Origin of the sequence: Streptococcus sp. 21.1 (assembly GCF_016648635.1) — a bacterium.
Lineage (GTDB): Bacteria > Bacillota > Bacilli > Lactobacillales > Streptococcaceae > Streptococcus.
On record NZ_JACLQL010000001.1, the window covers coordinates 182,388 to 202,629 of the forward strand.

General features: G+C 42.3%; 15 protein-coding genes, 3 pseudogenes and 1 other annotated feature. Of the genes and pseudogenes, 1 reads left to right on the forward strand and 17 read right to left on the reverse strand.

Going from position 1 to position 20,242, the window contains the following annotated elements:
• Nucleotides 1-100: 100 nt before the first annotated feature.
• Nucleotides 101-448 (reverse strand): annotated as a pseudogene (locus H7U01_RS00940) (DUF2200 domain-containing protein).
• 8 nt (nucleotides 449-456) lie between these two features.
• Complete coding sequence (locus H7U01_RS00945; RefSeq protein ID WP_060973334.1) at nucleotides 457-1,158, reverse strand: glucosamine-6-phosphate deaminase; 702 nt, start codon at nucleotides 1,156-1,158, stop codon at nucleotides 457-459.
• A gap of 151 nt (nucleotides 1,159-1,309) precedes the next feature.
• Between H7U01_RS00945 and queA the strand changes: the two genes are divergently transcribed.
• Nucleotides 1,310-2,353 carry a tRNA preQ1(34) S-adenosylmethionine ribosyltransferase-isomerase QueA gene (gene queA, locus H7U01_RS00950; protein WP_060973333.1) on the forward strand — a complete coding sequence of 348 codons (1,044 nt, stop codon included), beginning with the start codon at nucleotides 1,310-1,312 and terminating at the stop codon, nucleotides 2,351-2,353.
• Nucleotides 2,354-2,450: 97 nt separating this feature from the next.
• On the opposite strand, the gene H7U01_RS00955 is transcribed toward queA, so the two are convergent.
• The 15 genes and pseudogenes from H7U01_RS00955 to H7U01_RS01025 form a co-directional block, all read right to left on the reverse strand.
• Nucleotides 2,451-4,238, reverse strand: coding sequence for an ABC transporter ATP-binding protein (locus H7U01_RS00955; protein WP_060973332.1), 1,788 nt, complete (start codon nucleotides 4,236-4,238; stop codon nucleotides 2,451-2,453).
• A 12-nt stretch (nucleotides 4,239-4,250) separates the two neighbouring features.
• The gene (locus tag H7U01_RS00960; RefSeq protein ID WP_201040923.1) at nucleotides 4,251-5,987 is read right to left on the reverse strand and encodes an ABC transporter ATP-binding protein; all 1,737 of its coding nucleotides are present in this window, start codon (nucleotides 5,985-5,987) and stop codon (nucleotides 4,251-4,253) included.
• Between the two features lie 186 nt (nucleotides 5,988-6,173).
• A pseudogene (locus H7U01_RS00965) lies at nucleotides 6,174-6,341 on the reverse strand (LysR family transcriptional regulator); the annotation flags it as partial.
• 9 nt (nucleotides 6,342-6,350) lie between these two features.
• Nucleotides 6,351-7,904, reverse strand: a complete 1,554-nt coding sequence (locus tag H7U01_RS00970) for a BCCT family transporter (protein ID WP_195435902.1) — start codon at nucleotides 7,902-7,904, stop codon at nucleotides 6,351-6,353.
• Nucleotides 7,905-8,131: 227 nt separating this feature from the next.
• The gene (locus tag H7U01_RS00975; protein ID WP_195435899.1) at nucleotides 8,132-8,725 is read right to left on the reverse strand and encodes a type IV toxin-antitoxin system AbiEi family antitoxin domain-containing protein; all 594 of its coding nucleotides are present in this window, start codon (nucleotides 8,723-8,725) and stop codon (nucleotides 8,132-8,134) included.
• A gap of 57 nt (nucleotides 8,726-8,782) precedes the next feature.
• Nucleotides 8,783-9,856 (reverse strand): annotated as a pseudogene (locus H7U01_RS09945) (CHAP domain-containing protein); the annotation flags it as partial.
• A 59-nt stretch (nucleotides 9,857-9,915) separates the two neighbouring features.
• Complete coding sequence (locus H7U01_RS09950) at nucleotides 9,916-10,038, reverse strand: hypothetical protein (protein WP_002269975.1); 123 nt, start codon at nucleotides 10,036-10,038, stop codon at nucleotides 9,916-9,918.
• A gap of 198 nt (nucleotides 10,039-10,236) precedes the next feature.
• Nucleotides 10,237-10,605 (reverse strand): 50S ribosomal protein L7/L12, encoded by a 369-nt coding sequence (gene rplL, locus H7U01_RS00990; protein WP_004183006.1) that lies wholly within the window; start codon nucleotides 10,603-10,605, stop codon nucleotides 10,237-10,239.
• A 74-nt stretch (nucleotides 10,606-10,679) separates the two neighbouring features.
• Nucleotides 10,680-11,183 carry a 50S ribosomal protein L10 gene (gene rplJ / locus H7U01_RS00995; RefSeq protein ID WP_003095623.1) on the reverse strand — a complete coding sequence of 168 codons (504 nt, stop codon included), beginning with the start codon at nucleotides 11,181-11,183 and terminating at the stop codon, nucleotides 10,680-10,682.
• A 31-nt stretch (nucleotides 11,184-11,214) separates the two neighbouring features.
• Nucleotides 11,215-11,351 (reverse strand) — a sequence feature (ribosomal protein L10 leader region).
• Nucleotides 11,352-11,474: 123 nt separating this feature from the next.
• A complete protein-coding gene (locus H7U01_RS01000) occupies nucleotides 11,475-12,683 on the reverse strand; it encodes an ABC transporter permease (RefSeq protein WP_201040925.1) in 1,209 nt (402 codons plus the stop codon).
• 9 nt (nucleotides 12,684-12,692) lie between these two features.
• Complete coding sequence (locus H7U01_RS01005) at nucleotides 12,693-13,379, reverse strand: ABC transporter ATP-binding protein (protein ID WP_207184709.1); 687 nt, start codon at nucleotides 13,377-13,379, stop codon at nucleotides 12,693-12,695.
• A gap of 10 nt (nucleotides 13,380-13,389) precedes the next feature.
• Entirely contained in the window at nucleotides 13,390-14,643 is a 1,254-nt protein-coding gene (locus H7U01_RS01010) for an efflux RND transporter periplasmic adaptor subunit (RefSeq protein WP_201040927.1), read from the reverse strand.
• Nucleotides 14,644-14,707: 64 nt separating this feature from the next.
• A complete protein-coding gene (locus H7U01_RS01015) occupies nucleotides 14,708-15,463 on the reverse strand; it encodes a class I SAM-dependent methyltransferase (RefSeq protein WP_064524841.1) in 756 nt (251 codons plus the stop codon).
• Between the two features lie 225 nt (nucleotides 15,464-15,688).
• Complete coding sequence (gene carB / locus H7U01_RS01020) at nucleotides 15,689-18,868, reverse strand: carbamoyl-phosphate synthase large subunit (protein WP_201040935.1); 3,180 nt, start codon at nucleotides 18,866-18,868, stop codon at nucleotides 15,689-15,691.
• A gap of 227 nt (nucleotides 18,869-19,095) precedes the next feature.
• On the reverse strand, nucleotides 19,096-20,184 hold the full coding sequence (locus H7U01_RS01025) for a carbamoyl phosphate synthase small subunit (RefSeq protein ID WP_014634037.1): 1,089 nt from the start codon (nucleotides 20,182-20,184) through the stop codon (nucleotides 19,096-19,098).
• Nucleotides 20,185-20,242: the final 58 nt, after the last annotated feature.

A 20,242-nucleotide genomic window follows, 5' to 3' on the forward strand; every position in this document is an offset into this window, starting at 1 on the left:
AGCGTTATCAAAGAGGACTAGGCAATTGATTTGTTTGGAGAAGAATTGTCATAAAAGAAAAAGGCTGAGTGCCAGATGCCTCAACCTGAGTTTAAATAACTTAACTTCTTATTACCTTTTCCATAGGTCTCCCCTTAGCCAGCTCATCTACTAGCTTATCCAGATAGCGAATATCTTGCATAAGAGGTTCTTTAATTTCGGTCAACTTAACCCCACAGATGGATCCCGTAATCAGATGACGCTTAGGATTGAGGGCAGGAGCTTGACGAAAGAAATCTCCGTAACTAACTTCAAATGATAGAGCCTCCTCAATAGTCGTTGACGAATAGCCGGTCAACCACGTAGTTACCTAATCCACCTCTGCTCGACTCCTGTCTTTCCGCTCTGCCTTGGCCACTAGCATAGGATAGACCTTTGAAAAGCTCATATTGTAAATTTTACGACTCATATTTTCTCCTACAATTTCGCTGCAGCAGCCTCATCTAAGATAAGAGTCACATCTGGATGATGTTGCAAGACACTGGCCGGTACTTCCTCTGTTACTGGACCCTTGACCATCTTGAAAATGGCATCTGCCTTCTTGTCACCATAGGCAAACAAAATAATCTTCTTGGCAGCCATAATGGAAGCAATCCCCATTGAAATAGCCTTTGTAGGAACTTGGTCTCGACTGGCAAAGAAACGGCTATTGGCTTCAATAGTGCTGTCAGTCAAGTCGACCACATGGGTTTGACTATCAAAAGGCGTACCTGGCTCATTAAATCCAATATGCCCATTACTTCCGATACCTAAGATTTGCAAGTCAATGACATGTTGGGATAGGATATCATCGTAATCCTTGGCCGCCTGTTCTAAATCTTCAGCCATGCCGTCAGGTAAGAAGCTCTCTTTAAATGGCTTGGCATCAAAGAGTTGAGCTTTCATAAAGGCATGGTAGCTCTGCTCATGGTCTGGTGCTAGTCCGACGTATTCATCCAAATTGACGCTGTAAAGTTCCGAAAAATCCACGTCACTCTCAACCATCTCTTGGTAAAGGGCGATAGGTGAACTACCTGTCGCCAATCCCAATGTCTGAGCACCCGCTGCAAGGCTCTCTTTAAGAAGATCAAAGGCAACTTTGCCTCCCTCAACTTGATTTTCAACTAAAATCTTTTTCATTCTATTCACCTCGATATTGGTATATACCATTTTTATTTATTATCTCTTTTTTTAACCTTTTTGTCAAGCGCTTTCACTCGATAAGTTTAATGACGGTCGCCCTATATCGTGCTATAATAAAAAGGCTGAACATTTTTAAACGAGGAAAGAAATGAATACAAACGATTTTGATTTTGAACTGCCAGAGGAACTGATTGCTCAAACCCCATTGGAACAACGTGATGCCTCTAAACTCTTGGTCATTGATCCTGTAACCAAGGAAATGACTGATACCCACTTCGACCACATCATTGACCAGCTTAACCCTGGAGATGCCTTGGTCATGAACAATACACGCGTGCTTCCTGCCCGCCTCTACGGTGAAAAACCTGATACACACGGCCATGTGGAATTTCTCCTTTTGAAAAATACCCAAGGGGATCAATGGGAAGTATTGGCCAAACCAGCCAAACGCCTTAAAGTAGGTGCTAAAGTCAGTTTTGGCGATGGCCGCTTGACTGCCACTGTCACTGAGGAACTAGATCACGGTGGTCGAATCGTAGAATTTAGCTACGACGGTATCTTCCTCGAGGTTTTGGAAAGCTTAGGCGAGATGCCACTGCCACCTTATATCCATGAAAAATTGGAAGACCGTGACCGTTACCAAACGGTCTATGCCAAGGAAAATGGCTCCGCCGCTGCTCCAACAGCTGGTCTCCATTTCACACCTGAATTGCTTCAAAAGATTGAAGCCAAAGGCGTAAAATTGGTCTACCTCACCCTCCACGTTGGACTGGGAACCTTCCGACCTGTTTCTGTTGAGAATGTCGACGAACATGAGATGCACTCAGAGTTTTACACCCTCAGTCAAGACGCTGCCGATACCCTTAATAGCGTCAAAGCCGCTGGAGGCCGCATCATTGCAGTAGGAACTACTTCAATACGAACACTTGAGACAATCGGCAATAAATACGATGGTCAACTCCAAGCCGACTCAGGCTGGACTAATATCTTTATCAAACCAGGCTACCAATTCACAGTCGTAGACGCCTTTTCAACCAACTTCCACCTTCCAAAATCAACTTTGGTCATGTTGGTTTCAGCCTTTGCTGGCCGTGAATTTGTCCTCGATGCCTACAAACACGCCGTCCAAGAACGCTACCGCTTCTTCAGTTTCGGAGATGCCATGTTCGTCACACGACCTGCTGAGAAATAAATATTAATTTTGAGACTTCTCTCACTGGGGAAGTCTCTTTTATTGCTCGTTAAAATCAGCAAAAATCCACCAGTTATGAACTGATGGATTATTTTGTTTATTTCTCTGCAAACTGGCTATTATACAAATCGTAATAGAAGCCTTTATCTGCAAGAAGGGATTCATGGTTCCCTTGTTCGATGATTTGACCATCTTTAAGGACCAAAATCTTGTCTGCCTCTTGGATAGTTGACAGACGGTGAGCAATGACAAAGCTTGTTCGACCCTGCATGAGAGTCTTCATAGCCTTTTGAATCAAGAGTTCCAGACGGGTATCAACTGATGAGGTTGCCTCGTCCAAAATCAAGATTTTAGGATCAGCCAAAAGCGCACGCGCAATGGTCAAAAGTTGCTTTTGTCCCAGTGAAATGTTACTTGATTCCTGGTTCATTTCCATGTTGTAACCGCCAGGTAGCGTACGGATAAAGTGGTCCACATTGGCAGCCTTAGCGGCTTCAACAATTTCTTCATCAGTTGCCTCAAGATTACCAAAACGAAGATTTTCCTTGATAGTTCCTTCAAAGAGCCAAGCATCCTGAAGCACCATACCAAACTGTTTACGATAATCCTGACGTGATAAGTTACGAATATCATGACCATCAACCGAGATAGAACCAGCCGTCACATCATAGAAACGCATGAGAAGATTGATAATCGTTGATTTTCCGGCACCAGTTGGGCCGACAATAGCGACCATTTCGCCAGGATTGACTTCAAGATTAAAGTCACGAATCAAAGGTTTATCAGCCACATACTGGAAGTCTACATGCTTAAAGCTAACCTGACCGGTCAAATCTCCTTCAAGCACTTCAGTAGCATCATTAGCCTCGTCTGGTTCATCCATCAGTTGGAAAATACGGTCCAAAGAAGACTTAGCACTCTGCAATTGTCCAGCTAACTGAGTCAAGTTCTGAATAGGTTGATTAATCTGCCAAACGTACTGAACAAAGGCCTGCATATTACCAATCGTCAAGCGACCAGCCAAAACTTGCAAACCACCTAGAACAGCGACAATGAGATAGGTCAAGTCAGATAAACCATTAAGGACAGGCATCATGAGGCCTGAAATGAAATTGGCCTTAAAACCTACCTTCTGAAGGTCTTCCGTAATCTCTTTAAAGTCGTCTAAAGATCTATCCTCACGGCCAAAAAGTTTAAGCACATTGAAACCAGTCAGATTTTCCTGAACAAAACCATTAAGAGTACCTAGAGCATCAGCCTGCTGCTTAAAGTAAGGTTGAGACTTACTCATGATAAAACGGGCACCAAAGAAAGTAATGGGAATAGTGACGACAACTATAGCTCCCAATTGAAGATTAAGGTAAAGCACTGTTCCAATAACTAAGACTAGAGTAAAGACGGCATTAACAATCTGCAAGAATGACTGCTGCAAGGCATTAGATACTGTCTCAACGTCACTAGTAAAGCGGCCCAAGAGGTCCCCAAACTGGTGCTTATCAAAGTATGACACTGAGGTACGATTGATTTTATCGGTCATCTCATTTCGCATATCTTGAACCGTTGCTTGCACAGCATTGGTCATGAAATAGTTGGAATAGTAGGCAGCCAACTCATAAATAAGACCACGCAAGAGATAAACAACCAGAACCAAACCAACATAGGATACATTGATATGGGCGCCTTCTACCCCCTTAATGATATCCAGCGTATTTTTGGTCAGCTCTGTAATAGCTAAACCAATGACTACGGGTTCAATGACACTCATGATGACACTAACAATTTTCAAGAAAATGGCTAGGTAAAGTGGGAAACGATAAGCCTGCAAGTATGACCAAAGACGGCCAAAACTTGAGGAATGGTTTGTTTTCTTTTTATTATTCTTCATTTTGACCTCCTTCTAGTCTTCCGTAAGACTCTTTTGATTCAATTGTGAATTAGCAATTTCACGGTAAATATCATTGCTTTCCATAAGCTCTTCATGACGGCCACGACCAACGATTTCACCTTCATCCAAAACAATGATTTGATCAGCATCCATGATAGTTCCCACACGTTGGGCTACAATCAGGACTGTCGCATCTTGAGTCACTTCTTTTAGACGACGGCGCAAGGTCGCATCAGTCTTGTAGTCCAAGGCAGAGAAGGAATCATCAAAGATATAAAGATCAGGACGTTTAACCACCGCACGTGCAATTGACAAACGCTGCTTCTGTCCACCAGAAAGGTTGCTACCACCCTCAGCCAAATGAGAATCATAGCGTTCTTCCTTACTTTCGATAAATTCCTTGGCTTGAGCCACATCAGTAGCTTGATTCAATTCTTCATGACTGGCATTTTCCTTACCATAACGGATATTTTCACCGATAGTCCCTGTAAAGAGTAGGGCTTTTTGTGGAATAAAGCCAATCTTACGACGAAGAGCCTTAAGATTGTAGTCACGGACATCTACTCCATCAACAAGAATGCGTCCAAGTGTTACATCATAAAAGCGTGGAATCAACTGCACAAGTGATGATTTTCCTGAACCCGTTGATCCGATAAAGGCAATGGTTTCACCAGGTTTTGCCTTGAAAGAAATGTTGTGTAGGACAGGACTTTCAGTTTCACCAGGATAGGCAAAGGTCACATTGTCAAACTCCAAATATCCCTTAGTCTCGGTTTCTGTCACGCCATCTTCATTTGGATTGATAGAAATCGGCATGTCCATAATTTCCTGCAGACGTTCACTAGACACCGCCGTACGAGGATACATGGTAAAGAGATTGGCTAGGAAAAGGAAGGACAATAGTGCATGGAAGCTGTACTCAATAAAGGCAACCAAGTCACCGATTGCCAAAGTCCCAGAACCTAATGGCTCAAGAGCAAACCAAACAATTGCCACAATCATGGCTATGATGATTTGCACAAAAAGTGGCTCGGTCAAACCAGTCAATTTGAAAAGTTTGTTTGAATTATCCGCATAGACAGCATTTTCAGAAGCGAACTTCTTCTCTTGAAAATCTTCTCTAGCGAAAGCTCGGATGACACGAAGTCCAGTCAGATTTTCACGAGCATACTGGTTAATCTTGTCGAGAGTTGCCTGTTGCTTTTCAGAAAGCGGACGCGTTTTTACCGCCACATACCAGACAACTACGGCTAGGAAAGGTAAGGAGATTGCCACAATCCAAGCCAAAGATGGACTTGTCGTCAAAATCAAAAAGACACTGGAAACCATCATCAAAGGAGTGATAACCCCTAGCTTGAGAAGTTGATCCGCAAACTGCATGAGAACAAAAGCATCTGATGTAATACGAGTCACCAAAGAGGATACCCCAATCTGCTCATACTCGTGGTGGGAATACTCCTGAAGCTTAGCATAAATGTCATTACGCATGACCTGCACCATAGTGGTGGTCAACTTACCAACCGCATAGGACAGAAGTATACGACCAACAATCCCAGTCAAAACTACACCAAACATGACCCAAGCATAAGCGTAAAGCTTATCAACATCACCACGGTTTATTCCCTCATCAATCATTCTGGCAAGAACCGTCGGCAAACCCAAGTTAGCAATAACAAATAAAATGGCTGCCGTAAAATTCATTGCTAGCCACTTAGGATAACGTCTGAGATAAGACCAAATATAAGCCATAAATTTCTCCTTTTCTTTTTAGCATTTACCATGCCTTTAAGATTTTTATAGTTATTTACAACCACTAAAGCCGTAAAAGACACAGAAAAAAGGGCGTGACAAGCACGCACATTACCTACATTCTAACAAATGAAAATATTAAAAGCAATAGAAAAAACCAGAGCTGATGCCCTGGTTTTCTTTATTAAGCGACTTGATATGTTCACGGATAAAAAGAGGTTCACCAAGTTCCTGCTCCAAATCTTTTAACTGACGACTGAGTGTCGGCTGAGTAATCATCAGCTTCTCAGCTGCCTTGGAGATACTCCCCTCCTCAGCAATAGTAATAAAATAACGAAGCACTCTTAACTCCATGCCATCCTCCTAATTTTCCTCATAAGATTTAAACGGTTGATTCTTCTCAGGATATCGGTCTGGTGTAATGGCGAGTCCCATTTGCTCTTTTTCGTGATATAACTCTTTCATAAGCGACCACATCATCAACACTAGTACTATAGAAAATGGAAAAGCGACAATAATGAGCGTGTTTTGTAAAGCTGTCAATCCACCAGAAAACATGAGTGCAATAGCAATCAAGGCCAGCATGACACCCCAAATCACCTTTTTACGATTACTTGGATTTAGATTGCCATCTTCAGACAACATGGCCAAAACATAGGTGGCAGAATCCGCCGAGGTCACAAAGAAGGTTAAAACTAAAATAATTGCCAGGAGTGAAAGGACACTTCCCAGAGGATATTCATTAAAAGAGGCAAAAAGAATTTCTTCTGTGGCAAAACGTATCAAATCAACCCCCGAATCTTGTAGTGAAGTAGATAAGGTACCAAAAGCAGAAAACCAGATAAAACTAAGGACTGTTGGTGCCAAAAGCACTACTGTCAAAAATTCGCGAATAGTCCGACCTTTTGAGATACGGGCAATAAAGACGCCCACAAAAGGTGACCAGGAAATCCACCATGCCCAGTAAAAAATGGTCCATTGGTTAATCCAAGCCCGCTTGGTCTCATCAAAAGCCGCCGCCCGAAAACTCATACGGAAGAAGTTTTGAAAATAAAGGCCGATAGAGTCTGTCATGGTGTCAAATATCTTAACCGTTGGCCCCAAAACTATGACTCCAGCAAGCAAGACAATAGCTAAAATCAAGTTTGTATTAGATAGGATTTTAACACCCTTTCCTAAACCTGATAAGGCAGAAATAAGAAAAAGAATTGTCGCAATGATGATAATGATGACTTGCACAAGACTATTATTAGGAATACCAAAGACATAGGAGAGACCACCATTGATTTGTGAGGCACCAAAGCCGAGCGTTGTCGCTACCCCAATCACTGTCGCAATAATGGTGATGGTATCGATAATGGTTGCTATTGGTCCGTCCGCATATTTTCCAAAAAGAGGCTTAAAGACGACTGAGAGCTGATATTTCTCCCGTTTACGAAAGCCAAAATAAGCCAAAGACAATCCCACCAGGGCATAGACCGCCCAAGCATGAAATCCCCAGTGAAAAAAAGTAAAACGAAAAGCATCTGCGAGAGCATCCGCACTGCCTATTTCTGCATTGGGCGTCGAGATAGCAAAGTGACTCAAAGGCTCTGCTGCCCCATAAAAGACCAGACCAATCCCCATTCCAGCAGAAAACATCATGGCAATCCATGACGTCGTCGAATGCTCTGGCCGACTCGTGGGATTACCCAAGCGAATCTGCCCTATCGGACTTACAATTAAAAAGACACAAAAAATTAAAATCCCCGTAACCAATAACAAGTAAAACCAGCCAACACTAGTTGTCAAGAGATTTTTTAAGTAAAAACTAATATTTTGAAACTGCTGGGGAACAAAGAGCCCTAACAAGACTAAAATAAATATGATGACGAGTGAAAGCTGAAAAACTTTTGTTATTTTAGAATGCTTCACCATTTTACCTCCTTATGTGTTCTTAGTTATAGAAAGTTTTTGAGAAAACTTAAAATTCTATATGGTTTCATTGTAACACAATTGTTTAATTTATACATATAACAACCGAATACATCCAACATATTCGCACCGTATTCTTCAAATATTTGACTAATCTTTTGAGAAAGAGATCCCTTTTTCTTTTGCAATATTCTTGATTTTAGCTTTGAAACTATTAGCATTTGAAAATTTCACGACAAGACCTCCACATATGATTGTAGTTTTTCGGTTACTTTAAATAGTTGTGCATAGTGATACAACTTGGCATAATCAACAGCTCCTTTTTTAAAGTAAGCTTGAAAAGCTGGAGCAATAACTTGAATATCGACATGATAAGCTGTTCTCAAACACTCCACTAATGTTCGTTCCATATCATATACTGAGATAAACTGTCCAGCCTGTCGCTCCAGTCTAATAATACCGATTTCATGATACTTTCTAGCGACAATTGGCTTGACACCAGCTTCTTTCATTGGCCTCGTATTTGTCCCGAAAGGAAAAGTCATCACAGGCTCAAATGGAATGGTAAGGGACAGACCATGTAACCAAAGTGCTATTTCTAAGGAATAAATTCCTTTTGGAAAACGGTACTGTAAACTAAAATAGTCATCGATATAGGTATCTGGCAGATGATAGATACCTCTTTCAATTGATTCCACTTTCCCTTTTGAGACTAATTGATTCAGTTGTTGATAAGAAAAGTTAAGCTCTTCCATATCACGAAAAGTTATTACTCCATGATTATTTTTAATATAATTACAAACGGGTTTCTCTAACAAATCCATATCACCACCTCCAAAACAATATGCTAACAAATCAAGTCATTGTTAGCATATCCTTTTTTATTTCGTCGTATACGCAAAACTCAAGTTACTATCCACTCCAGATAATTTACGAAAGGTATAGTTTGGATTGCCATTGTAATTGGTTTCGGAGATAAGGAATGAGCCATTTGGGTAGAGTTTTTCGACGAAAGCCACATGTCCGTATTCTGCTGGTGTGCCATGTCCTCCTCCCGCAAAGGAAATAATAGCTCCTGCTTGTGGACTTGTCCCTGTCTCCCCACCGAGACTTGCGGCTGTTCGTACCCAATCTTGGCCATTGCCCATGGTACTGATAATTGGAATCTTCTCACCGTTTTTTCCTTTGAGTTTTAGACCCAGTTGGTTAATACGGGCTGCGACTCCCCAAGTACATTGGCCGTAAGCGTAACCCATACCATCACCACCTCCTGGAATAGAGTTTTCAAAAAGGTCTCCTCGTACAGCTTCAAGTGCTTTTAGATCACTTTGTGCTGTCCCGCCGTTGGGTTGACTAAAGCCTTTTTCAATTTGGTAATACCACTCACTGGCTCGTGTCTGACGTTCAAGTAGTTTATCACCACTATTTCCTTCCCAGTAAATGAGAAAGAGTTGGGCGATATTTTGCAAGATTGGTACTAGACTCATATTCCAAGAGCTAACTGTTGAGGTTTATTCGGCGAAGTCTGGGATTTCTCCGACATTAGCAAACTCATCCAGATAGCTTCTAACATGGATAGGCAGTTGCCCTTTAAAGTCCACATCAGCCTGTCTGGTCAAAGTGGAGAAAACCATAGAGAAAAATAAAGCAGATAGAAAACGAAAGGTAGTATCATTATCTGGAATAACAAGATAGACCATAGTCTTCTGAGTGCCCCACGTTTTCAAGTCCATAGAGTCTTTTTGCGTCAAATCAATCACCGATTGGATATTAAAAAGGGTAAACTTCGCTGTTGTGACCGCAATCACCAAATCCAACGTCTTATCCTTATAGTATTGAAAATCTGCCCAGTTTCTCATGGTAAAGTTCTCGTGACCGTATTTTTTAGCGTAATCTTCAAACAAGACTTTTGGGAGTTTATAATAACGCTCTGATGTCTGAAATTGATTAGCAGTAATACATTTCATGATTATCCCTCCGAGACTAAAATTCCAAAATTCCCGAATTCATCAAATCAGATTAAACCTGTTTGTTCCATTTCATTTACCAGTTGAGTTGCTTTTAGATTATCAACTCCCATGATGGTCATGATATGGCTTTTCACGATTTGACGTGATGACTGTTCTTCCTTTTGCATAATTACCTCCGAAACGCAAAAAAAAGGGTAGACACTAGATTGTCTACCCCCGAAAGTTTATTAAAACAAAAATCCTGCCAAAGAATTTTTGGCAGGAAACCAAATCAATTTATCAGTTTCTCATAATCGCTTATCGTAAAAAAAAAACAGAGCTTATGCCCTGGTTTTCTTTATTAAGCGACTTGAGTCGTTACCTTATTATTTAAGAGTAACTGAAGCTCCAGCTTCTTCAAGTTTAGCTTTGATTTCTTCAGCTTCAGCTGCAGCAACACCTTCTTTAATAACTGATGGTGCACCGTCAACGATAGCTTTAGCTTCTTTAAGACCTTCGCCTGTGATTTCACGTACAACTTTGATAACGCCAACTTTTTTGTCGCCTGCAGATGTCAACTCAACGTCGAATGAATCTTTAGCAGCACCAGCGTCAGCAGCACCAGCTGCAGCAGCAGCTACAGGAGCAGCAGCAGTTACGCCAAACTCTTCTTCGATAGCTTTTACAAGGTCGTTCAATTCAAGGATTGAAGCTTCTTTAATTTCAGCAATAATGTTTTCAATGTTCAATGCCATTGTGATTTCCTCCAAATGTGTTTTTTAATATAGTGTTTTAAACGTAGCTTAGGCTACGAGTTGTGAAGATGGGCTTATGCAGCACCGTCTTCTTTGCTTTCTGCAACCGCTTTGACAGCGTATGCAACGTTGCGCACTGGCGCTTGAAGTACAGAAAGGAGCATAGAAAGCATACCTTCTTTGTTTGGAAGTGATGCAAGAGCGTTGATTTCTTCGACTGAAGTGAACGCACCGTCAACAACACCACCTTTGATTTCAAGAGCTTCTGCGTCTTTAGCAAATTCGCTAATAACTTTTGCTGGTGCGATAACATCTTCGTTTGAGAATGCTACTGCAGATGGACCAACAAAAAGTTCTTTAAGGTCTTCAAGACCTGCTTCTTCAGCTGCACGGCTCAAGATAGAGTTTTTGATAACTTTAAATTCAACGCCTGATTCACGAAGATTACGACGAAGAACTGTATCTTGGTCAACTGTAAGTCCACGAGAGTCAACAACAACGATAGATGCTGCTGCTTTCATTTTCTCAGCGACGATAGCAACCTGTTCAGCTTTCTTAGCAATAATAGCTTCACTCATTAGTAGTTTTACCTCCGTTTTTATTTTTGGGCTAGGCACAAAAAAATCGTACCTAAACCTAGACACGAAAGTACAATACGTTACAAAAAAATAGTTACGTTTTGTGCCTCGGTTGGATGTTTACGAGTCTTGCTCCCCAACTGTCTTAGGTCAGTTTTTTCAAACCTTATTTATAATATCATGACCTAAATCAGACGTCAAGAAAAAAATACAATTTTTTTTATTTTTTTCTCTATCTTTTTTTGAAGACCATAAAACCTCTCAAAATCTAAAGATTTCAAGAGGTTATTTCTAATCATACCTAAGGGCTTCGATAGGATCGAGTTTCGAAGCTTTATTAGCTGGTAGGAGACCAAAGATAATCCCTACAGCTGCTGAGAAGGCAATACTTCCCATGGCTACGCCAAGAGAGACTGTCGCTTTAAGGTCCATGGCATTCCCGATTGGTCCAACGACTAGGGCTGCAAAGCCCAGCCCAATCAAACCTCCCAGGATGGTCAAAACCATGGACTCAATCAGAAACTGTGTCAAGATTTTACGACGTGTGGCACCTAAAGCCTTACGAAGACCAATCTCTCGTGTCCGCTCAGTTACCGAAACCAACATGATGTTCATAACACCGATTCCACCAACTAAGAGTGAAATCCCAGCAATAGCTCCGACAACGGTGGTAATGGTTCCAAAGATTGTGTTGACCTGATCTAAGGCCGAGCTCATATCTGCTGCCTTATATTCTCCATTGTCATCTTGGGTCAACTGGGTCAAGCGTTTGGCGGCATCCTTAGCGACACTACTACTATTTTTCACATCGGTCACATGGAAAAAAATCTGGCCAATAGCATCAGTGTTATTTTCAGCTGCTAACTGGGTATTGGCCACAAGAGCTGTTCCAATTTCACCATAGGCACCGATTGCTGTGTCTTTATTCTTATAAACACCAATCACACAATAATCATTTTTCCCAATAGTAACCACTTGGTTAAGGGCATCCTCATTCGTCTCAAAGAGTTTTTTAGCCACCATCTGATCAATGACAATGACTCGTGAAAAGTTTTTATAATCATTGTCTTGCAAGGAACGTCCTGTCAACATCTCTAACTTTTTAGCTTTAAAGTAGCCCTGGCTGGCACCTGTGATATTAACATTCTTCACAGTCTTTTTCTGGAGGGAGATAGAGGAAGTTAGGCTGTTGGTCACAAAATAACTATCGATACCAGGCGTCTGCCTAGCCACTTGCTCCAACCAAACTTCTTTAACCGGTTTGGTCGGATGTGACAGGTCCGCATAGGCAGGATCTAGCTCCTCACCCTTTGCTTCATAGTAGACTTGAACAGTATCCTTATCACCTGTCACACTATCGGTAACACTCTGACGCATCCCATTTCCTAGACCCATGATAAGTACTACCGCAGCAACACCAATGATAATCCCCAACATGGTCAGGAAGGACCGCATCTTGTGAGAACGAATAGAACTAAGAGCAAATTTCCAATTTTCCATTCTTACCTCCTAGTCTATCCGAACGCTGTCCGTTGTGTCTTGGGTGATTTCCCCATCACGGATGACAATCTTACGTCGGGCATAATCCGCAATCTCAGGTTCATGGGTAACCATGACAATGGTCTTTCCTTCACGGTTTAGCTGGGTTAAGAGATCCATAATCTGGGTTCCTGTCTTGGTATCAAGCGCACCCGTAGGTTCATCCGCCAAAATGATTGCTGGATCGTTAGATAGTGCACGCGCAATAGCCACCCTTTGCTTCTGTCCACCAGACAGCTCTGATGGTAGGTGATGGCTACGGTCTGACAAGCCGACTTTTTTCAAGAATTGCTCTGCCCTTTGCTTACGTTCACGTGGAGATTTCCCTGCATAAATCAAGGGAAGCTCTACATTTTTTTGGGCACTTAACTTTGGCAAGAGAAAAAACTGCTGAAAGATAAAACCAATCTGGTCATTTCTTACCTTGGCCAAACGATTTTCAGAGAGATCAGCCACATCCTCGCCCTCGAGTTGATAGGAACCTGTAGTTGGTTGATCAAGAAGTCCAATAATATTCATGAGGGTTGATTTACCTGAACCAGAAGGGCCCATGATTGCCACGAAGTCACCTTCATCAACTGATAAGTCAATCCCCTTAAGGACCTGCAAGGACTCTTGGCCATTTTTGAAAGACTTGGTGATCCCCCTTAAAACCATAAGAGCTGGCTTAGTCACTAGACTTCACCTCTTCTCCACTAGTCTCTTTTGATTTTTTGCTATCGGCATCCGTCACATCCTTTAGTGTCTCACCATCCTTGAAGGATTTTTCAGCCTTAGTAATAACCTTTTGACCTTCTTTAAGCCCTGATGCAATTTCTTGCTGCTTAGCATCTGCATTACCAAGTTTGACCTTGACTTGCTTGATTTTTTGACTCTCGTCATCGTAAACCCAGACGTAGTTGTCAGAGCCTTTCTTGGTCACAGCAGTTACTGGAACTAACAGGGCATCATCATCTTTGGTCACTTCAAGAGATACATTGAAGCCTTGTTTGAGCTTGCCGATTGGACTGGTCAGTTGAACCTTGTATTCATACTGAGAACCTGACTGACCTGAGTTGCCAGATGTCCCCGTTGACTGACTAGCATTTTGCTTAGGATAATTGGAAACGTAGCTAACTTTCCCTGTCCAAGTTTGATCTGGGTATACTTTGGAAGTAATCTTGACCTTTTGACCTACTGAAATATTTGGAATGTCATATTCCGTTAAGGTTCCTTGAATCTCAAATTGGCCTTCACTGGTCACATGAACTAGAGTCTGGCTCTCTTTTGAAGCAGGGTCCACAGAGTCCGCAACTTCTACGACTGTCCCATTAGCATCTGAAACAATGACCGTTTGGTTGAGGACATCTTGTGCCTTTTCTAGCTCTGATGCTGCGTTAGCAACAGCATCATTATAATCTTGCAAGGTTTGGTAATTACTTGCCTCGGTTTGCTGACGCTGTTGAGGGCTAACGGTAGCCGTCGAATCATCCTCATCCGAATCACTACTTGTTTGTGCCGAAGCCGCAGGAGCTGTCCCATACTGTTGGAAATAATTACGGTCACGAACTGCCTTATTGTAGGCACGACTAGCCGTATCATATGCTGCTTGGGCTGAGGTGCTATCGTATTGGACCAGTTGCTGACCGACGCTAACTTCCTCACCAACAGAGACTGTCACAGTGGCATTGCGTCCAATGGTATTGTCAAAATAAACATACTGTTCCGACTGAGCCTTCACCATGCCAGTCAGAAGGGTCGACGAGGCCAGCTGCCCCTTAGTTACCTTACTTGCTGTAGGGGACTTAGAAGCCTTATCATTCTTGCCACCACCTGCAAAAAGGTTAAAGCCTAGGACCCAAAGGACAAGGAAACCAATTCCTCCAATAATCCAAACTCTTTTTTTATTTTTAAATAACTTTGGACTGATTTTCTTTCGCATATGTCTCTCTTTTCTTTTTTGTATCACATAGATAAAACAATTGTAATACTTTTAACTTTCAGTGTCAATGGCCTTCGCTTACATCCATGACACCATAATGTAGCTTTTGATTGGGCCGAACCTGGCGTTCAAAACCAAGTTCTTCAAAAACGGTATCTCGAAAATGTGCCTTGATGATAATTTTTTCCCGTGCAACACGTTTAGCTTCTTTTAGCCATTCTTCTGTCAGACGGCTACCATTGGCCAGAGGCTTGATAGCCTCTAGATTTTCCGATTCCTTGATAATCTCTGAAAACATAGGATCGGCATAGATGATATCAAAGGAATTGTCAGCTTGAGCTTTCAAAAAAGACAAGCTATCGCTCTTAATAGCTTTAATAGAACGCATGGCCTTTTCAAGCTGCTTATCATCCGTCTGATAAGAGGCAAGACCACGAGAAACCACCTGAAAAATCACATCTTGACTCTCAAGGGCTGTCACCCTATTTCCCGCTACTGCCATCACTAGGCTATCAGAAGCCAGACCCATGGTCGTGTCAAGAATAGCCTTGGGAGACTTACCTAAAAGACTGACTAAAGCGTCATGGGGGGCCTTAATCCTGAGAGCAGCCGTATCTGGATGGAAGGTCAACTCACTAGCATCCGAATTGATAAAAGACAGTCTGTCTTTATATAGGAGATAGAAAGGTCCAAAGCGCTCTAAACATTTCGCCAAGGACAACTTGCGACGAGGCTGGTAGTCAGCTACGAGCTCGTGGGCTAGTTCTTGGGCACGCGCAATTAATTCCTCATTTTCCCGTAAAGATGTCGTAATAATCATGTTTCTAGTATAGCAGAATCTTAGGAAACAAAACCATTGTCTTAGCTTTCATTTTAATTTGTTAACTTACATTTGTGTAAGAAAAAAGCCCCAGCAAAGCTGAGACTCAGAACATAATTAAACTATTTTTAAATATGAAATAGATTTTGCGAACCTAGTAAGCTTATACCGAGACTTTTCGCAGTGATAAAAAAGCCCCAGCAAGGCTGAGACTTTATTTGGTGATTAGATAGCTTCTGTTGTAAAGCTACGGCTTTCAAGCACACGCACCATAGCATCTGCTGTATCAAGCGCTGTGAAGAGTGGAATTCCAGCTTCAATAGCTGAGCTACGGATAGCTGCTCCGTCTTCGTCATAAGTACGTTTGTTACCAACTGTATTGATAATAGCTTGCGCTTTACCTGTACGAACGAGGGCTGGAATGTCGTTATCATCATTTTCACCCAATTTGTTAACAAGCGTTGCGTGAACCCCGTGTTCATTCAAGAACTTAGCTGTTCCCTCAGTTGCGTAGATACCATAACCGATAGCATCGAAACGACGGGCCAAGTCAAGGGCTTCTTCTTTAGTATCATCATGAATAGTAAAGATAACGTTACCAAAGGTAGGCAAGTGGAGGTAAGATGCTTCAAAGGCTTTGTAGAGCGCTTTTTCAAGAGTCGCATCTGTACCCATAACTTCACCAGTTGATTTCATTTCAGGTCCAAGGAGGCTATCTACCTTAGCCAATTTTGTGAATGAGAAGACTGGTGCTTTGACATGAACATGGTTGCTTTCTGGGTAAAGACCATCTTTGTAACCTTGCTCAGCCAATGATTTACCAAGAATCAAGTTTGTAGCAACTTGAGCCATTGGGATATCAGTAACCTTAGACAAGAATGGTACGGTACGGCTGGCACGTGGGTTAACCTCGATAACATAGACCGTTTCATCCTTAATAACGAACTGAATGTTCATCATACCGATACAGTTAAGACCAATAGCCAAACGTTTAGTGTAATCAGCGATAGTCTCTTGGATTTTCTTAGAAAGGGTTTGTGGTGGGTAAACTGCCATTGAGTCCCCTGAGTGAACCCCTGCACGCTCGATGTGTTCCATAATACCTGGAATCAAGACATCCTTACCATCAGAGATGGCATCCACTTCACACTCACGTCCGATGATATAGCTATCAACAAGGACTGGGTGGTCTGGACTTGCCTTAACGGCTGTGCGCATGTAAGAACGAAGGTCTTCTTCATTTTCAACGATTTCCATGGCACGTCCACCCAAAACGTATGATGGACGAACAAGAACTGGGAAGCCAATCTTACGAGCTGCTTCAACCGCTTCTTCTTCATTTGTCGCTGTTTGTCCTGGTGGTTGTGGAATGTCCAAATCTTTAAGGGCTTGTTCAAAGAGGTCACGGTCTTCGGCACGGTCAAGGTCGGCAACCTGTGTACCCAAGATTTTCACACCAGCTTTAGACAATGGCTCTGCCAAGTTGATGGCTGTTTGGCCACCAAACTGAACCACGACACCCTTAGGTTGTTCCAATTCGATAACGTTCATCACATCTTCGAAAGTCAATGGTTCGAAGTAAAGTTTATCTGAAACTGAGAAGTCTGTTGAAACCGTCTCAGGGTTAGAGTTCATGATGATAGCTTCGTAACCTGCAGCCTGGATAGCTTTTACAGAGTGAACTGTCGCATAGTCGAACTCAACCCCTTGTCCGATACGGATAGGACCTGAACCAAGAACGATGACAGATTCTTTATCAGATTTGATTGATTCATTTTCCCACTCGTAAGTTGAGTAGAAATATGGTGTTGATGACTCGAACTCAGCTGCACAGGTATCAACCATCTTGTAGACAGGAACAATATGATTTTCCAAACGTGTCGCACGAACTTGGTCGGCTGTTTGATTCCAAAGATCAGCAATCTTACGATCAGAGAAACCGTTACGTTTAGCTTCTTTCAGAACATCAACATCGCCTACGTGAGTAGCCAATTCTTGTTCCAATTCAAAGATATGGAGCAATTTGTCAAGGAAGAAGATATCAATCTTAGTCAACTCTGACAATTCTTCAATAGTGTATCCACGACGGATGGCTTCAGAAAGGTAGAAGAGACGGTCGTCTTGAGCTTTGACAATCTTTTCAACCAAGGCATCGTCTGTGACATCCGCAAGCTCAGACATTTCATTGTGGTAAACACCGATTTCAAGTGAACGGCAGGCTTTAAGAAGTGACTCTTCGATGTTACGACCGATAGCCATAACTTCACCTGTTGCTTTCATCTGAGTACCAAGGCGACGTTCACCATGTTCAAATTTATCAAATGGGAAACGTGGAATCTTAGCAACCACATAGTCAAGAGCTGGTTCAAACATGGCATAAGTTGTACCAGTGACTGGGTTAATCATTTCATCAAGTGTCAAACCAACAGCGATCTTGGCTGCCAATTTGGCAATTGGGTAACCAGTTGCTTTTGAGGCAAGGGCTGATGAACGTGATACACGAGGGTTTACTTCGATAACATAGTACTTGAAGCTATTAGGGTCAAGAGCCAACTGTACGTTACATCCACCCTCAATTTTAAGGGCACGGATAATCTTCAAGCTGGCATCACGAAGCATTTGGTTTTCAATATCTGACAAGGTTTGCGTTGGGGCAAATACGATTGAGTCCCCTGTGTGGATACCCACTGGGTCGAAGTTTTCCATGTTACATACCACAAGAGCATTGTCTGCGGCATCACGCATAACTTCGTATTCTATTTCCTTGAAACCAGCGATAGAACGCTCAATCAAACATTGTGTTACTGGTGACAATTTCAAGCCATTTTCAGCGATTTCACGAAGTTCTTCTTCGTTGGCACACATACCACCACCAGTACCACCAAGGGTAAAGGCAGGACGCACGATAACTGGGTAACCAATTTCTGTCGCAAAGGCAACTGCTTCTTCAACCGTATTGACGATTTCAGATTCTGGAATAGGTTGTTCCAAATCTTCCATCAATTGTTTGAAGAGGTCACGGTCTTCGGCTTGGTCAATGGCAGACAATTTTGTTCCCAAAAGCTCTACTCCAAGCTCTTCAAGAATACCAGCTTTTGACAATTCCATTGCCATGTTCAAACCAGTTTGTCCCCCAAGTGTTGGCAAGAGAGCATCAGGACGCTCTTTACGAAGAATACGTGTAACAAATTCAAGCGTAATTGGTTCAATGTAAACCTTGTCTGCGATTTCTTTATCAGTCATGATTGTCGCAGGGTTAGAGTTGACAAGGACAACACTGTAACCTTCTTCTTTCAAGGCCAAGCAGGCTTGCGTACCAGCGTAGTCGAACTCAGCAGCCTGACCAATGATGATAGGACCAGACCCGATAACCATAATTTTTTTAATATCAGAACGTTTAGGCATAATTTATGATACAAAGCCCGTTAAGGACCCAGTGAAAATAGGAAACGTGACGACGCCTAAGCGTCTAGTCACCGTTTATCTTTTTCACACAGTCCTTAGGGCATGTTCACTTCCGTGAACCTGTATCTTCTCCTTTCTATTTGACAACTCTCTGGTTGTCATTAAATAAGGTAGTAGACTGGGGCGAACAAGAGTCACACCCCACTATAGTCACTAGACAGTTGCAATTAACGACGTGCTTTTTCAGCTTGGAAAGCATCAATCAATTCCAAGAACTCATCAAAGAGATAGCTAGCATCGTGTGGACCAGGTGCTGCATCTGGGTGGAATTGCACTGAGAATGCAGGGAAGTCACGGTGACGAACACCTTCAACTGACTTATCGTTAATTTCTTCATGTGTTACCATGAGGCAATCTGGAAGTGACTCACGGTCAATGGCATAACCATGGTTTTGGCTGGTGAAATCAACACGACCAGTCGCAATTTCACGAACCGCATGGTTAAATCCACGGTGACCAAACTTCATCTTGTAGGCCTTGGCACCATTCGCCAAACTAAACAATTGGTGACCCATACAAATACCAAAAATTGGAATTTTACCTTGGATGCCACGAATCATATCAAGTGCATACGGTACATCTTCAGGGTTACCTGGACCATTTGACAACATCACACCATCTGGATTAAGGTGGAGAATTTCTTCAGCAGTGATATCATGTGGCACAACAGTCACGTTACAATCACGTTTTGAAAACTCACGCAAGATAGAGTGCTTGAGACCAAAGTCAACCAAAACGATATTTTTACCAACACCTGGTGCTGGGTAGGCTGTCTTAGTTGATACCTGCTCAATATTGTTGGTTGGCAAAACAGTCGCACGCAATTGGTCTTGCAAGTGCTCGATACTGTCACCAGGGTTGGCCAAAGTGGCTTTCATGGTACCGTGTTGACGGATAATCTTAGTCAAGGCACGTGTATCAATACCAGAGATACCAGGGATGTTTTTCGCTTTCAAAAACTCATCCAAGGTCATTTGGTTACGCCAGTTGCTGGCACGACGGCTAGCCTCTGACACAACGACACCCTTAGTCGTTGGCTTAATTGACTCATAGTCGTCACGGTTAACACCATAGTTACCAACAAGTGGATAAGTAAAAGTCAAAATTTGACCATTGTAAGACTGGTCTGTGATAGATTCTTGATAACCTGTCATACCAGTATTAAAGACGATTTCACCCGTCACATCCACATCAGCACCGAAGGCCTGACCTTCAAAAATAGTGCCGTCTTCCAAAATAAGTAAACGTTTTGCCATTATAGTAAATTGTTCCTTTCACTAAGATACAAGGGCGTTAAAATCTGAATGAAAATCA

Coding starts and splice junctions, on each gene's coding strand:
- H7U01_RS00960 (WP_201040923.1), bottom strand. CDS start 5,987: ATGGCTTATATTTGGTCTTATCTCAGACGTTATCCTAAGTGGCTAGCA.
- queA (WP_060973333.1), top strand. CDS start 1,310: ATGAATACAAACGATTTTGATTTTGAACTGCCAGAGGAACTGATTGCT.
- H7U01_RS01025 (WP_014634037.1), bottom strand. CDS start 20,184: ATGGCAAAACGTTTACTTATTTTGGAAGACGGCACTATTTTTGAAGGT.
- H7U01_RS01015 (WP_064524841.1), bottom strand. CDS start 15,463: ATGATTATTACGACATCTTTACGGGAAAATGAGGAATTAATTGCGCGT.
- H7U01_RS01010 (WP_201040927.1), bottom strand. CDS start 14,643: ATGCGAAAGAAAATCAGTCCAAAGTTATTTAAAAATAAAAAAAGAGTT.
- H7U01_RS01005 (WP_207184709.1), bottom strand. CDS start 13,379: ATGGTTTTAAGGGGGATCACCAAGTCTTTCAAAAATGGCCAAGAGTCC.
- H7U01_RS00945 (WP_060973334.1), bottom strand. CDS start 1,158: ATGAAAAAGATTTTAGTTGAAAATCAAGTTGAGGGAGGCAAAGTTGCC.
- carB (WP_201040935.1), bottom strand. CDS start 18,868: ATGCCTAAACGTTCTGATATTAAAAAAATTATGGTTATCGGGTCTGGT.
- rplJ (WP_003095623.1), bottom strand. CDS start 11,183: ATGAGTGAAGCTATTATTGCTAAGAAAGCTGAACAGGTTGCTATCGTC.
- rplL (WP_004183006.1), bottom strand. CDS start 10,605: ATGGCATTGAACATTGAAAACATTATTGCTGAAATTAAAGAAGCTTCA.
- H7U01_RS00955 (WP_060973332.1), bottom strand. CDS start 4,238: ATGAAGAATAATAAAAAGAAAACAAACCATTCCTCAAGTTTTGGCCGT.
- H7U01_RS00970 (WP_195435902.1), bottom strand. CDS start 7,904: ATGGTGAAGCATTCTAAAATAACAAAAGTTTTTCAGCTTTCACTCGTC.
- H7U01_RS00975 (WP_195435899.1), bottom strand. CDS start 8,725: ATGGATTTGTTAGAGAAACCCGTTTGTAATTATATTAAAAATAATCAT.
- H7U01_RS01000 (WP_201040925.1), bottom strand. CDS start 12,683: ATGGAAAATTGGAAATTTGCTCTTAGTTCTATTCGTTCTCACAAGATG.
- H7U01_RS09950 (WP_002269975.1), bottom strand. CDS start 10,038: ATGCAAAAGGAAGAACAGTCATCACGTCAAATCGTGAAAAGCCATATC.